Here is a 13,501-nt window from a genome sequence, read left to right on the forward strand (position 1 = left end):
GATTTCCCAGAGCCTTGAGCTCTTTGAAGGGTCGTTCGAGACCAGGACGTTGATAGGTCAGGTGTGGAAGTGCAGTAATGCATTAAGCTAACTGATACTAATTGCCCGTACGGCTTGTCCCTATAACCTTGACGGTTATGTAGCACTTACCCGTGTTTGAGAACACTACCCCACCTTTTACTTCTTCCCGGATTGTTGACAAGTTATGCCTGATGACCATAGCAAGTCGGTCCCACCCCTTCCCATCCCGAACAGGACCGTGAAACGACTTTGCGCCGATGATAGTGCTGCAACCAGTGTGAAAGTAGGTTATTGTCAGGCTCTTATTAGAGAAGCCCGCTAACGTGTGTTAGCGGGCTTTTTGCATTTGAATGTTGAAAATGAGACAAGCAACAGAAAATGTCTCAGTTTGTAGAATTTTTGACTCAGCCGTTTCCCGTCGATAGTGTTAGGTTCCCTATAACACCCTACCTCATCGGTACAAGGAGACGAAATGGAAATTCGCAAGACGCTGATCGCAGCTGCGATCGCCATGGTTGCCGCTCAAGCCGGCGCTGCGCCAAGCATGATGGCCAGCCCGGTTGCCTTCTCCGCACAAGAAAAAACGCGCTTGGTCTCGACCCTGAACGGCGAACTGGGCAAGCATGGCTTGGACGCAGACCATGGTTACGCCATTGCCAGCCAGCATCCCGGCGAGCACGGCAAAGCCATCAGCCGCCTGAACCACACCTACAAGGGCGTGCGTATTTTCGAATCCGAAACCGTTGTGGTGACCGACGAGGGCGGCAATATCGTCAGCGAATCGATCGGCGACCGCCGCCAGGGCCTGAGCGGGAAACGCTTCAGCGTGAAGCCGAAACTGGGCGACCAGGACGCGATTGCCAAGGGCACCATGAATATCCCGCTGGCCAAGACCGGCGCCAATCCATCATCGGCAGAACTGGTGATTTATCCGGTCATGAAGACCGTGCGCGTAGCCGGAGCCGAAGGCAAGGCCGAAGACCAGCTGAACGCCGTGGATGTACGCGACGTGGTCAGTGGCTATGAGCTGGCCTATCACGTGAAAACGCGCGCCATGGACCGCGGCAACCCGGTCTTCTACGATACCATTGTCAGCGCCAACAATGGCCGCGTCCTGGAGCAGTGGAATATGGTGCAGAGCGTGGTTGGGACTGGCCATAGCCAGTACAACGGCGACGTGCCGATCAACACCACCCTGACCGGTGGCATGTACAAGATGATCGACGGTAGCCGGGGTACCGGCGGCACCTTCGGCGCAATGGCCATCACGAATGCGAACCACGGCACCTCCGCCGGCGCGGTGTACACGAATACGACCAATGTCTGGGGCGACGGCCAGAACTACATCGCCGGCGGCAGCACGACAAACGCCAACGGCCAGACTGCCGCGGTCAATGCGCTGTGGGGCCTGATGAACACCTACGATATGCACAAGAATGTGCTGGGCTGGTCTTCGCTGGATGGCAACAACACCGCCACCTATATCGCGGTGCACGTCAACACCGCTTACGACAATGCCTATTACACCGACAGCTGCAAATGCATGTTCATCGGCGATGGCGGCACCTCATTCAAGAACCTGGGCTCGATCGACGTGATCGGCCACGAGATGGGGCACGGCATTACCGCCGCCACCTCGAACCTGACCTATCGCGGCGAATCGGGCGGCCTGAATGAGTCGTCCTCCGATATTTCGGGCGAAGCGGTGGAAGCCTATGCCCGCGCTGGCGGGTCTGGCACTTCGCTGCCTGTCCCATCCGGCAACGACTGGGTAATGGGCAAGGAGATTTCGAAGAGCGGCAACCCGCTGCGCTATATGTACAAGCCAAGCAAGGACGGCAAGTCGCCCGACGCCTGGAAGTCCACCATCAAACGCCTGGACGTTCACTACAGCAGCGGCCCGAACAACCGTATGTTCTACTTCCTGGCCATGGGCTCCAGCGCCACGTCGGGCAGCGACACCTACTCGCAATATTTGACCCAGCAGCCGAAGGCGATGACGGGCATCGGCATCGACAAGGCATACCGTATCTGGTTCCGCGCGAATACCACCAAATTCACGTCATCGACCAATTACGCGGATGCCCGGACCAAAGTGCTGGCCGCAGCGCAGGAGTTGTATGGCGTGGGTAGCCGCGAAGCGAAGGCGGTCCAGCGCGCATATGCCGCCATTAACGTTGGAGCCGATGTGGCCGAATAACGGCGCGTCGCATCGCATGAGAACCGCCGGGGCGACCTGGCGGTTTTTTTTCGTTTTGTGACAATGTGTGATCGTGCGCCGACGAGTTGTTGGCAAAATGCAAGTCATGAATGGCATCTTTACTGCGCAACTGGGTTATGCGATGGCCGCCCTGTACGTGCTGCTGGGCGTTGTTTCAACTGGGGTGGGACTGGCGCTTGGTTCGCGTACCAGCCAATTACGCGACCAGGTCAACGCATGGTGGTTCATTTTCCCTATCGTCAGCGGTGGCTTGATCCTGTATCCGCTGGGAGCTCCGCTGTTGGCGCTCATTATTTGCGCTCTCGCCGCGCGCGAGCTCATACCATATTGCGGGCCGAATGCCGCGCGCTTCCGCCGTGCCGCGATTGCGAGCATCGTCCTCGCGGCGCTCGTTGGCTCATACTCATGGCCGCTTCTTCACTTAGCCTTCGGGCTGGCCAGTATTGCGGCTGCCGTCTATTGGCGGCTGTCCGGTGCACCCGCTGCGCTGCCCTGGCTGTTGTTCGCCGAAACCTGTTTCGGTATCAGCTTTGTGCCGGCCTTCGTCGATCTGCCTTTTGGCGCGAAAGAAAACCTGTCTTGGCTGTTCTATCTGTTTATCGTGACGGCCTTGAACGATATCGCCCAATTCACCAGCGGGAAATTGTTCGGTAAACAGAAGATCGTCCCCCAAATCAGCCCACAAAAGACCTGGCAAGGACTGATGGGCGGCGTCGTGGTTTCGGTGCTCCTGTCGCTTGGTCTGGGCGCCTATCTGGGACTCGGACGGCCTGCCTGGCTGGCGATAATCGCCGTGCTGCTGTCGGTCGGCGGTTTTGCCGGCGACGTGATGTTTTCAGCGGCAAAGCGCAAGCTTGGAATCAAGGACTTTTCAAACCTGATACCGGGCCACGGTGGAATGCTGGATCGCGCCGACAGCCTGGTCATTACAGCGCCGCTGCTGTACGTATTACTCAATTATCGATAAGGAAAAAAAATGAAGATTGATCGAGGCCTCGCCTGGAACGAACGCCAGGCCGGATTTGAGGCCGCGGACGGTACGCGTCTGTTCTATCGCAGCTGGAAACCGCTGGAGCCGCGCAGTGGGAAACCTCGTGCGCTGGTGTTCCTGCACCGGGGGCATGAGCACTCCGGCCGCATAGCTATCCTGGTTGAGCAATTCGGCTTCCATGGCGACTGGGCCTTCGCCTACGACGCTCGTGGCCACGGCTACTCGCCTGGGGCGCGCGGTGCAGCGCCGAGCTTTGCCACCATGGTCGACGACCTGGATACTTTTGTGCGCCATATCTGCGGCAAGCATGGATTTGCCGCCGAAGACGTGCTGGTGGTCGCGAATAGCGTTGGCGCCGTCGTGGCTGCAACCTGGCTGCATGACTATGCGCCGCGAGTACGCGGCCTGGTCATGGCGGCTGCCGCCTTTGCAATCAAGCTGTATGTGCCGCTGGCCAAGCCGGGCCTGCGTTTCGCACGGCGCTTCAAGCCGGATCTGTTCGTGACCAGCTATATTCGGTCAACCATGCTGACGCATTCTGCGGAGCAGGCGCGCGCTTATGATGAAGACCCTCTGATTGCGAAGAGCATTTCCGCGCAGATCCTGCTGGAGCTCGCCGATACGGCGCAGCGCATCGTGCATGACGCGGTCGCGATCGATACGCCCGTGCTGATGCTGGCGGCCGACCAGGATTACGTCGTGCACGAAGCGCCGCAGAAGCTGTTCTTCGAACGCCTGTCATCGCCGATGAAGCGCTACGTCAAACTGCAGCGCTGCCGCCACGCGATCTTCTATGAACAGGATACCTCGGTTGCGATGCAGGCGAGCCGCGAGTTTATCGACCAGTGCTTTGCAGTCCCGCCGTCTTCCATGGAGCGCTTCGCCTCCGCCGATCGGCAGGGAACAGGCGCCCAGAATTACGCAGCACTGATGAACAACCAGACCGGCAACGCGGTGACGCGAGCCTGGTTCGGTTTGCAGAAGCATATGCTGAAGGTTATGGGGCCTGTCAGCGACGGCATGAAGATCGGCCTGCGCCACGGCTTCGATTCGGGCGAGTCGCTGGACTACGTGTACCGCAACCAGGCCGGCGGCAAATTCGGCTTCGGCGCCATGATGGACCGCGGCTATCTCGATGCGGTGGGCTGGCGCGGCATTCGCCAGCGCAAGGTGCAGTTGCAGCAGATGCTGGCGGAGCGGATCGCGGCCCACGAGGGACCGGGCCCTGTGCGCATCCTCGACATTGCAGCAGGTTCGGCGCGCTATGTGCTAGAAACCATCAAGCGCTTCCAGGACCGGGAAATCGAAGTCACGCTGTGCGACTACGGGCAGCACAACCTGGACCAGGCGAAGATCCTGGCGGAGAAGCTGCAGCTTACCGCCCGCATCGAGTACAGCCGCCGCGATGCATTCAGTGCGGATAGCTACACAGAGCAGCAGGGACGCTATGACATAGCGGTCGTGTCGGGACTGTATGAGCTGTTCAGCGACAACGCGATGGTGCTGCAATCGCTGCGCGGCGTAGCCTCCAGCCTGCGTGACGGGGGCAGCTTGCTATACACCGGACAGCCGTGGCATCCGCAGCTGGACATGATCGCCTACACGCTGAACAACCATCGCGGCGAACCTTGGCGTATGCGTCCGCGCGTGCAGGCCGAGATGGACGGCCTGGTGGCGTTGGCCGGCTGCCGTAAGCTTCGGACCAGCATCGGCCTGGAAGGAATCTTTACTGTTTCGCTTGCGGAGAAAGCCGCAGCGCCTGGCGCAGGCGGTTAAATACCGTCACCAGCGATAACAGCAGCACCACTGCAAGCAGGGCGTTGTGCCAGACCGGCGCGACGCCCGCCCACACCAGCAGGCCAAGCAGACCGAAGGCGAATGCGCGGTCGCTTTTCCCCATTGGGCCGTCGAAACGGCGCGCCACACCGATGCTGCTCGCCAGAACGCCTGCAAACTCCGCCAGCAGCGCAAATACCACCACCAATACCAGCAGCGGCGGCGAGATGCCCGCCAGCAGGGCTATAGGCAAGTACAGCGCCGCATCCGACACCTGGTCGCACAGCTCATTCAGGAGCGCCCCCATTGCCGTTTTGTTGCCGGTGGCGTTTGCCAGCATACCGTCGATGGCATTGAGCGCCATGCGCAGCAGCAGGAAGAACGGCAAGCCAAGCCACAGGCCGAGGCATTGCGGCGCCAATGCCAATGCAACGCCGTAACCCACCGAAAGCAGCATTGCGGCCAGCGTGACCTGGTTCGGCGTGATACCGAGGCGCGTGAGCAGGTTGAGGAAAGGGCGCAGCACCTGCTGGAAGCGTGGTTTTAGCTGATAGATCGAAATGCTCATGGCGTATGTGAACGAAGGTAAATCCTGGCGATGAAATGGCTGCGACTATACCCCATCGCACAGTGGAGGTAGACGGTGCGTCCAAGCGTGCGCTCCGAATGGATGGCCGTCAGTATGGCGCGGACCTGGGATCGCTCGGGGGCATGCAGGTCCAGCAAGGGAAAATGTCGGTAGCGAATACCGCGCAGGGCAACAGTTTCGCTGAGTTCCGCGCTCAGGTCGATGATGCAGCAATCGGGCGGCAGCAGGCGCGCTTCGCCCGCGCTCAATCGGCGGCCCACCAGCAGGCCGTCGGCGGCCTCCCCGAAAGGCGGCTTGCCGCGATGGCGCCAGCGTACCAGCTGCCAGGTGAGGCCGTAGCTGGCGAGGTAGGGCCAGAACAGCAGCCATATCCAGGCCGGGTGCCGCCCCTGTTCCTTGCGCAGGAAGGCTGCGTTGCGGCGCATGTAGGCGCATGCCACCAGCAGCAGGCTGGCAGAAAGGTAGAGCCATAGCCATGACGGCGAAAATAGCGCCGCCGCCACCAGCGCCATGCCCGACATGAGCGCGTAATAGAACGAAATGGTTTGGCGCGCGGTGGCGCCAGGGCGCACCGCATAGCTGGCGAGTGCCGCAAGAACAAGTCCGCCGGCCACATCGGCGACGCTGTGCTGCCAGGTCAGCAAGGTGCTGGCGGCCAGAAGCAGCAGCCAGCAGGCAAGGACCGCACGCCAGCCCCGCTGCCCGATTGCTGGCCGTAGCGCGAGCCATAGCAGGGCGCAATAGGCTATATGCAGCGAAGGGAATTGGTTGTAAGGGCGGTCCGAGGCATCGAGCAGGCCGTACGCCAGCTGGAGGAAGGCATTGTCCGGAGTGGGCCGGATGGCCGGGAAGCGCGCCGGGAACCAGGCAAAGACCAGAGTGGCGGCGACCGTGGCGAGCATCAGGCGGCGGCTGTACACACGCAAGGCTTCCCTGTCGCGAATCTTGAAGAAGGCCCAGGCCAGCAAAGGCCCGGAACTGGCGTAAGGGATGATCATCCATGGCAGGAAGGGAATGGCCTGCTCGAACGGGAGCGCCAGTGAGCGCTGGACCTGCGCCATCTCGGCGGCATGGTTGGCGAGCGTGTAGCAGAGCCCGAAGATGAGGGCATTGATGATCAGGTGCAGGACTTGCATTCGTGGCATTATGTCACGCAATGAACGTGAACCAAAAGTATGAGCGCTGTATGGTGATGGCGGGCGGAGGCTTCCGTTTCGGCTACTACCTTGGCATGCACGCCGCAGCGGAGGACAGCGGCATGGCGCCCGACATCCTCCTCGCCAGCTGCGGCGGCTCGCTGGCCGCGGCAATCATCCAGGGCTTGCCCGATGCGGCGCGGCGCAAGCAGTGGCTCGCCTCCCAGGAAATGTACCGGTTCATGTGCGGCCTGCGCACCGCACCGCATGTGAGGCCGCTGCCGGTGTTGGGATCGGCCCTGCTGCGAGGACTCTCGCCGGGCCGCGCAACGCGTGTGCCGGACGTATTCGACGATTACATGTTCGAGCTGCCGGAATTGCTGCCTTTGCCGGTATCTTCGCAGCCGGGCATGGCGCTGGCGATCGTCGCTGCCAAGCTGCTGTTCGGCCGCCAGCACATCGGGCAGGCGCGGGAAGGGCGTGAACTGTTCGCGGAAGTCGTCCTGGGCCCGGAGCGCGCCTGCCGCCTGCTCGAGGGATGGACGGCCCCCGCCAGCAGGCCCGCATGGAGCTGCGGGGCGGTGGCGCCAGGGCTCCTGCTGGACAGCCGCATGCCCGTTGCCGACGCGGTGCGCAGCTCGATCACCGATATGCTGTACTTCGCCTGCCATGCGCATAATGGCAATCACTATATGGGCGGAGTTATTGACCTGTTCCCGATCGAGATCGCACATGGTTTAGCGAAGCACGTAACGATGGAAGCCAAGGCGCCGTTCGACCAGGCGCTGGCCATACCGGCGCTGCGTTCCGTTCTGGGCATCGACGGCAACGCCAGGCTGCGCCATGTGCATTCCCAGCATGCGCACGCCTGGGTCGACACCAGCGATATCTCGAGTGCGCTGCGCGGCAGCGGCATGCGGAAACGCATCGATTGGCGCGGCAACCGCATCAGGCTGGAGATGCCGCGCAGCTTCGACGAATATGCCATGGATGTGGAGGCGCAGTGGCAATACGGCTACCAGCGCGGCATGGAGGCATACGCAAATCCAGGTTTGCGCCTGCGCCGCGCGACACGCTTCAACAGGGGACGTGAATGAGGGTCATGATCATCGGCGGTACCAGCGGCATCGGTTTGGCGCTGGCGGCGCATTACGTCCGGCAAGGGGCGGAACTGGCCTTATGCGGCCGCGATCCGTCGCGGCTCGACGGCAATCCCATCGCCTCGCATGCGGGGCTGCGCCGCTATGGTTTCGACATCGGCGACCGCCAGGCGGTGTTCGATGCCATTGGGGACTTTGCCCGGGAGGGACTGGATTTATTGGTGGTGACCGCCGGCCAGTATGCGGACGCCGAGGCAATCGCCGGGGACCGCATGCGCAGCCTTCCGCTGGTAAGGACCAATGTGTCGGGCCTGTGCCATGCATTCGATGCGGGCGCGGATGCCATGCTTCGCCAAGGCCGTGGCCAGATGGCGGTGGTGGCATCGATCGCCGGCCTGCTGCACGAATATCCGGATGGCTCGCTTTACAGTGCCAGCAAGCGCGCCGCCATTGCCATCGCCGACGCCTACCGCAAGGCCCTGGCGCCGCACGGCGTGGCGGTGACGGCGGTGGTGCCTGGTTATGTCGATACGCAGAAACTGCGCGAGCTGAATGGTGGAAGTGCAGCGCACAAGCCTTACCTGCAAACAGAGGAAGAGGCGGTGCGCCGCACCGTCCGCGCGATCGAGGACAAGGTCGCGCATTGTATTTTCCCCTGGCAGCTGCACGCGACGGTGCGCTTGTTCAACCTGCTGCCAAAGGGGCTGCAGCGCATGCGCAAGAAATGATTCAGAAGCGGTAGGCCGCTTTCACGACGAGGAAATTGACGCCGCTGTTAGGATTCTTGATGCCGCCGTTGGAGAAATGCTGCGCTTTGATTGCGACGTCCCAATTGTTGTCGAACACATAGCCTACGCCGATGTGATCGCCGAACTGGAAGGCGGTCGACAAGTGGTCGTCGTTGTTGTTGTAGATCTTGGACAGCACGTGCGCACCGATGCCGCCTTCGACATACAAGCCCTTCTTATCGGTCCGTTCATAGCGGAATACCGGCGTGATGCCGATGTCGGCGAGGCTCTTCTTGTCGCCGACGATATTGTTCCACTGGCGCTCTTCCCAATAGCCTACGCTGGCGTCCCAGTATCCTGTGAGGTGCCTGCCATTGGCATTGAACCAGGTCCATTCAGGCTTGAAATTCTGGGTTGCCCCCAGGCGCACCATGCGCACCCGCGATGCAGAGCCGTACTCCACATAAGCAGAATTGACGTCGAAGGCGAAAGCAGATTGCGTTACCAGGGTGGCGGCCGCCAAAGCGAATATTTTTTTGATCCTCATAATTTTTCTCTCTAGTCCATGCCGCAGTCTTCACAATTGCTGCGGCAATGCTGGCAATTTTACTTTCGTTCTGAAATTCTTTCAGGCGCCCCCTGAATTGTTAGAATCACTGTAATACTGGCATATCTGGAGTTTATCGTGACGCACTCCCGGCGCATTGCATTTCTCGGCATAGGCTTGATGGGTGAACCTATGGTACTCCGTCTTTTAGCCGGCGGGTTCAAGGTCACTGCGTGGAATCGTACTCCGGGCAAGGCCGGTGTGCTGGCCGCCGCCGGTGCCGACCCGGACGATGTGCTGCCGCATGCGGTGGCCGATGCGGCGGTCGTGGTGTCGATGCTGTCGGCCGGCGATGCGGTCGGCGGCGTGATCGAAGCGGCCATCGACGCGCTGCGCCCGAATACGCTGTGGATCGATATGAGTTCCACGCGGCAGGACGAGGCCCAGGCTTTCCACGCACTGCTCGCAGCGCGTGGCCATCGCTTCATTGACGCCCCCGTGTCGGGCGGCGTCGGCGGCGCGCAGGCAGGCACGCTGGCCATCATGGCCGGCGGCAGCGCGGAAGATTTCGAGGCGGCGCGGCCGGTGCTGCAAGCGATGGGCACGGCCAGACTGGTGGGCCCCGCAGGCAGCGGACAAGTGGCGAAACTGTGCAACCAGCTGATCGTCGGCGCTACCATCAACATCGTGGCGGAAGCCTTGCTCCTGGCGCAGGCGGCAGGTGCGGATCCGGTGGCGGTGCGCGAGGCGATTCGTGGCGGCTTTGCGGAGAGCCGCGTGCTGGAGGTGCATGGCCAGCGCATGCTGGAGCGCAATTTCCTGCCGGGCGGGCAGGTGCTGACGCAGCTGAAGGACCAGCACAATATCCTGGCCGCCGCCGCAGCGGCGGGTGTGGCGCTGCCGCTCACCCGCCTGGTGACGGAGCGCTACGAAGCGATCAAGGATGTGTATCCGCGTGCCGACCATTCCGCCGCGCTGCTGGCGCTGGAGCGGCTGAATGGCGGCGTGCGCGTCGGCACGCAGACCGACAAGCTGCCTTAACGCGCCTGCGGCAGGGCGGCTTCGGCCAGGTGCACCCAGAAGCTGGCGCCGATCGGCAGCAGGCGGTCGTTGAAGTCGTAGCTGGCGTTGTGCAGCACGCAGGGGCCGAGGCCATGGCCGCCGTCGCGGTGTTCGCCTTCGCCATTGCCGATGAAGATGTAGCAGCCCGGTTTCTCCTGCAGGAAGAAGGCAAAGTCCTCCGCCCCCATGGTCGGTTCGACATTGCCGTCCACCATCGATTCGCCGACCACCAACTTCATGACGTCCAGCGCGAAGCGGGTTTCCCGGGCGTGGTTCACCAGCGGCGGATAGTTGCGGCGGAAGGTGAATTCAAGCTCCGCGTCGAAGGCGGCGGCAATGCCTTCCGCCAGCGCACGCATGCGTTTCTCCACCATGTCCAGCACGTCGGTGGTGAAGGTGCGCACGGTGCCGACCAGCTTGGCGTCGTCGGGAATGACATTGGTCGCGCTGCCGGCATGGATCTGGGTGATGGACAGCACGGCCGTATCCAGCGGGCTCTTGTTGCGCGTGACGATGGTCTGCCAGGCCTGCGCGATCTGCACCGCGATCATGATCGGGTCGATGCCCTTGTGCGGCTGGGCCGCGTGGGCGCCTTTGCCGCGCACGGTGACATGGAATTCGTTGGAGGACGCCATCATCGGGCCTTCGCACACGCTCAGGGTGCCGGTGCCGGCGCCGGGCCAGTTGTGCATGCCGTAGATGGCATCCATCGGGAAGCGTTCGAACAAGCCGTCCTTGATCATCTGGCGCGCGCCGGCGCCGCCTTCCTCGGCCGGCTGGAACACCAGGTAGACGGTGCCGTCGAAATTGCGGTGCCTGGCCAGGTGGTGGGCCGCGCCGAGCAGCATGGCGGTATGGCCGTCATGGCCGCAGGCGTGCATCTTGCCCGGGTGTTTGGAGGCATGCGGGAAGGAATTGATTTCCTGCATAGGCAGGGCGTCCATATCGGCGCGCAGGCCGATGGCGCGGCCGGACGTGCCGTTCCTGATGATGCCGACCACGCCGGTCTTGCCCAGGCCGCGCTCGAAGGGAATGCCCCATTCGGTCAGCTTGGCGCACACCACGTCGGCCGTGCGTTCTTCTTCATAGCAGAGCTCCGGGTGGGCATGCAGGTCGCGCCGGATCTGCTGCAACTCGGATTGAAACGCGATAATCGGGTCGATTAGTTTCATTATTATTCTCCATCGGTGTTGCCATTCTAGCCTCCCGATGCGATTTTCTGGAATCGTTTACGATACTGTTTTCCGCCGTCGATAATCCACATCAAGATGTCTCAAACACAAGTCCGCGCCGTCTGCCCGCATGATTGCCCCGATACCTGCGCCCTGCTCGTCACCGTTGCGGATGGCGTCGCGACCGAAGTGAAGGGCGATCCCGACCATCCCACCACGGCCGGGGTGCTATGCACCAAGGTTGCCCGCTATACCGAGCGCACCTATGCGCCGGACCGCCTGCTGCACCCCCTGCGCCGCGTCGGCAAGAAAGGCGAGGGCAAGTTCGAGCGCATCAGCTGGGACGAAGCGCTGGATGAGATCGCGGCCCGCCTGCAGCCGCTGGCCGAAACGGAGCCGGAAGCGATCTTGCCGTACAGCTATGCCGGCACCATGGGCCTGGTGCAGGGCGAGTCGATGTCTGCGCGCTTCTTCCACAAACTCGGCGCCTCGCTGCTGGACCGCACCATCTGCGCGACGGCCGGCGCCACCGGCTACAAGTACACGGTGGGCGCCTCCATCGGCACCGACGTCGAACAGTTCCAGAATGCCAAGCTGATCCTCATTTGGGGCGGCAACCCGATTGCCTCCAACCTGCATTTCTGGACCCGGGCGCAGGAAGCCAAGCGCCATGGCGCAAAGCTGATCGCCATCGACCCCTACCGCTCGCTGACTGCCGAGAAATGCCACCAGCACATCGCCGTGCTGCCCGGCACCGATGCCGCGCTGGCGCTGGGCCTGATGCACATCCTGGTGCGCGACGACTTGCTGGATCACGACTATATTGCCGGCTACACGGTGGGCTTCGAGCAGTTGCGCGAACGGGTGGCCGAGTGGACCCCGGAACGCGCGGCGGCAATCTGCGGCATCACGGTGGACGAAGTCGAGGGGCTGGCGCGCGAGTACGGCGAAACCGCCAAGCGCGGCGAGCCGGTTGCCATCCGCATGAACTACGGCCTGCAGCGCGTGCACGGCGGCGGCATGGCGGTGCGCAATATCGCCTGCCTGCCGGCGCTGGTCGGCGCCTGGCGCCACGCGGCGGGCGGCGTGCAACTGTCCGCCTCCGGCACCTTCAAGAAAAACCTGGCCGCGCTGCAGCGTCCGGACTTGCTGGCCCGGCAGCCGCGCACCATCAATATGAGCACCATCGGCGACGATCTGCTGCGCCCAGCCTCGCCCGGCTTCGGCCCGCAAATCAAGGCCGTCATCGTCTACAACTCGAACCCGCTGGCGGTCGCGCCGGACTCCTCCAAAGTGCAGGCCGGCTTTGCGCGCGAAGACCTGTTCACCGTGGTGCTGGAACATTTCCAAACCGATACCGCCGACTATGCGGACATCGTATTGCCGGCCACCACGCAGCTCGAGCATACCGATGCGCACGGCGCGTATGGCCACCTGTACATGATGGCGAATAATCCCGCCATCGCCCCGATGGGGGAAGCCAAGCCGAATACGGAAATCTTCCGCCTGCTGGCGGCGCGCATGGGCCTCGACGATCCCTGCTTCGGCGACAGCGATGACGCGCTGGCCTCGGTGGCCTTTGTGCAGTTTGACTGGGAGTCACTCAAGCGCAAGGGTTGGCAGAAACTGGAAGTTCCGGATGCGCCTTTTGCGTGCGGCAATTTCCCCACACCCTCAGGAAAATGTGAGTTCTACTCAGAAAGCATGAAGGCCGATGGCCTGGATCCGCTCCCCAGCTATATTCCGAACTACGAATCGGCGGCATCTGCCCCCGATCTGGCGGCAAAATACCCGCTGGCGATGATATCTCCGCCCGCCCGCAACTTCTTGAACTCGACCTTTGTGAATGTGCAAAGCCTGCGCGCGACGGAGGGCGAGCCCCAGCTCGACATCAGTCCCGCCGACGCGGCCGCGCGCTCCATCAACCACGGCGATATGGTGCGCATCTTCAACGATCGGGGTTCCTTTGTGTGCAAGGCGCGCGTTACCTCCAAAGCCCGCGCAGGCCTGGTGGTGGGCTTGTCGATCTGGTGGAAGAAGCTGGCCGGAGACGGCAAGAACGCCAACGAGGTCACCAGCCAGCGGCTGACCGACATGGGGCGCGCACCGACGTTTTACGATACACTGGTCCAAGTCGAGAAAGCCGCCTGAGAATGAT

Annotated in this window: 11 protein-coding genes and 2 rRNA genes; 9 read left to right on the forward strand and 4 right to left on the reverse strand. The window is 62.2% G+C overall.

The window, feature by feature from the left end:
- The 5 genes from H597_RS0113310 to H597_RS0113330 form a co-directional block, all read left to right on the forward strand.
- Nucleotides 1-122, forward strand: a 23S ribosomal RNA gene (locus H597_RS0113310); the annotation flags it as partial.
- A gap of 86 nt (nucleotides 123-208) precedes the next feature.
- A 5S ribosomal RNA gene (gene rrf, locus H597_RS0113315) occupies nucleotides 209-321 on the forward strand.
- Between the two features lie 172 nt (nucleotides 322-493).
- Nucleotides 494-2,221, forward strand: a complete 1,728-nt coding sequence (locus H597_RS0113320; RefSeq protein ID WP_028102584.1) for a M4 family metallopeptidase — start codon at nucleotides 494-496, stop codon at nucleotides 2,219-2,221.
- A gap of 97 nt (nucleotides 2,222-2,318) precedes the next feature.
- Entirely contained in the window at nucleotides 2,319-3,209 is an 891-nt protein-coding gene (locus H597_RS33300) for a phosphatidate cytidylyltransferase (protein ID WP_083941086.1), read from the forward strand.
- Nucleotides 3,210-3,218: 9 nt separating this feature from the next.
- Complete coding sequence (locus H597_RS0113330) at nucleotides 3,219-5,009, forward strand: bifunctional alpha/beta hydrolase/class I SAM-dependent methyltransferase (protein WP_035374158.1); 1,791 nt, start codon at nucleotides 3,219-3,221, stop codon at nucleotides 5,007-5,009.
- Here H597_RS0113330 and H597_RS0113335 read toward each other — a convergent pair.
- Both H597_RS0113335 and H597_RS0113340 read right to left on the reverse strand, forming a co-directional pair.
- Nucleotides 4,960-5,577, reverse strand: a complete 618-nt coding sequence (locus H597_RS0113335; RefSeq protein ID WP_028102586.1) for a CDP-alcohol phosphatidyltransferase family protein — start codon at nucleotides 5,575-5,577, stop codon at nucleotides 4,960-4,962. The two genes, H597_RS0113330 and H597_RS0113335, sit on opposite strands and share 50 nt — an antisense overlap.
- Nucleotides 5,574-6,743: a phosphatase PAP2 family protein gene (locus tag H597_RS0113340; RefSeq protein WP_083941087.1), complete on the reverse strand. Its 1,170-nt coding sequence runs from the start codon at nucleotides 6,741-6,743 to the stop codon at nucleotides 5,574-5,576. Before H597_RS0113340 ends, H597_RS0113335 begins: the two co-directional genes overlap by 4 nt.
- Nucleotides 6,744-6,754: 11 nt before the next feature.
- On the opposite strand from H597_RS0113340, the gene H597_RS0113345 reads away from it, so the two are divergent.
- Both H597_RS0113345 and H597_RS0113350 read left to right on the forward strand, forming a co-directional pair.
- Entirely contained in the window at nucleotides 6,755-7,831 is a 1,077-nt protein-coding gene (locus H597_RS0113345; RefSeq protein WP_028102588.1) for a patatin-like phospholipase family protein, read from the forward strand.
- On the forward strand, nucleotides 7,828-8,562 hold the full coding sequence (locus H597_RS0113350; RefSeq protein WP_028102589.1) for an SDR family NAD(P)-dependent oxidoreductase: 735 nt from the start codon (nucleotides 7,828-7,830) through the stop codon (nucleotides 8,560-8,562). The genes H597_RS0113345 and H597_RS0113350 overlap by 4 nt, the downstream gene beginning before the upstream one ends.
- Before the next feature lies 1 nt (nucleotide 8,563).
- On the opposite strand, the gene H597_RS0113355 is transcribed toward H597_RS0113350, so the two are convergent.
- Nucleotides 8,564-9,109: an acyloxyacyl hydrolase gene (locus H597_RS0113355; RefSeq protein ID WP_028102590.1), complete on the reverse strand. Its 546-nt coding sequence runs from the start codon at nucleotides 9,107-9,109 to the stop codon at nucleotides 8,564-8,566.
- A gap of 156 nt (nucleotides 9,110-9,265) precedes the next feature.
- Here H597_RS0113355 and H597_RS0113360 point away from each other — a divergent pair, with 156 nt between their 5' ends.
- Entirely contained in the window at nucleotides 9,266-10,150 is an 885-nt protein-coding gene (locus tag H597_RS0113360; protein WP_267871888.1) for an NAD(P)-dependent oxidoreductase, read from the forward strand.
- On the opposite strand, the gene H597_RS0113365 is transcribed toward H597_RS0113360, so the two are convergent.
- Nucleotides 10,147-11,343: a M20 aminoacylase family protein gene (locus H597_RS0113365; RefSeq protein ID WP_028102592.1), complete on the reverse strand. Its 1,197-nt coding sequence runs from the start codon at nucleotides 11,341-11,343 to the stop codon at nucleotides 10,147-10,149. The genes H597_RS0113360 and H597_RS0113365 overlap by 4 nt on opposite strands.
- A 96-nt stretch (nucleotides 11,344-11,439) precedes the next feature.
- Here H597_RS0113365 and H597_RS0113370 point away from each other — a divergent pair, with 96 nt between their 5' ends.
- On the forward strand, nucleotides 11,440-13,494 hold the full coding sequence (locus H597_RS0113370) for a molybdopterin-containing oxidoreductase family protein (protein WP_028102593.1): 2,055 nt from the start codon (nucleotides 11,440-11,442) through the stop codon (nucleotides 13,492-13,494).
- The last annotated feature ends 7 nt before the right edge of the window (nucleotides 13,495-13,501 follow it).

This window comes from Pseudoduganella violaceinigra DSM 15887, from assembly GCF_000425385.1.
Classification (GTDB): domain Bacteria; phylum Pseudomonadota; class Gammaproteobacteria; order Burkholderiales; family Burkholderiaceae_D; genus Rugamonas; species Rugamonas violaceinigra.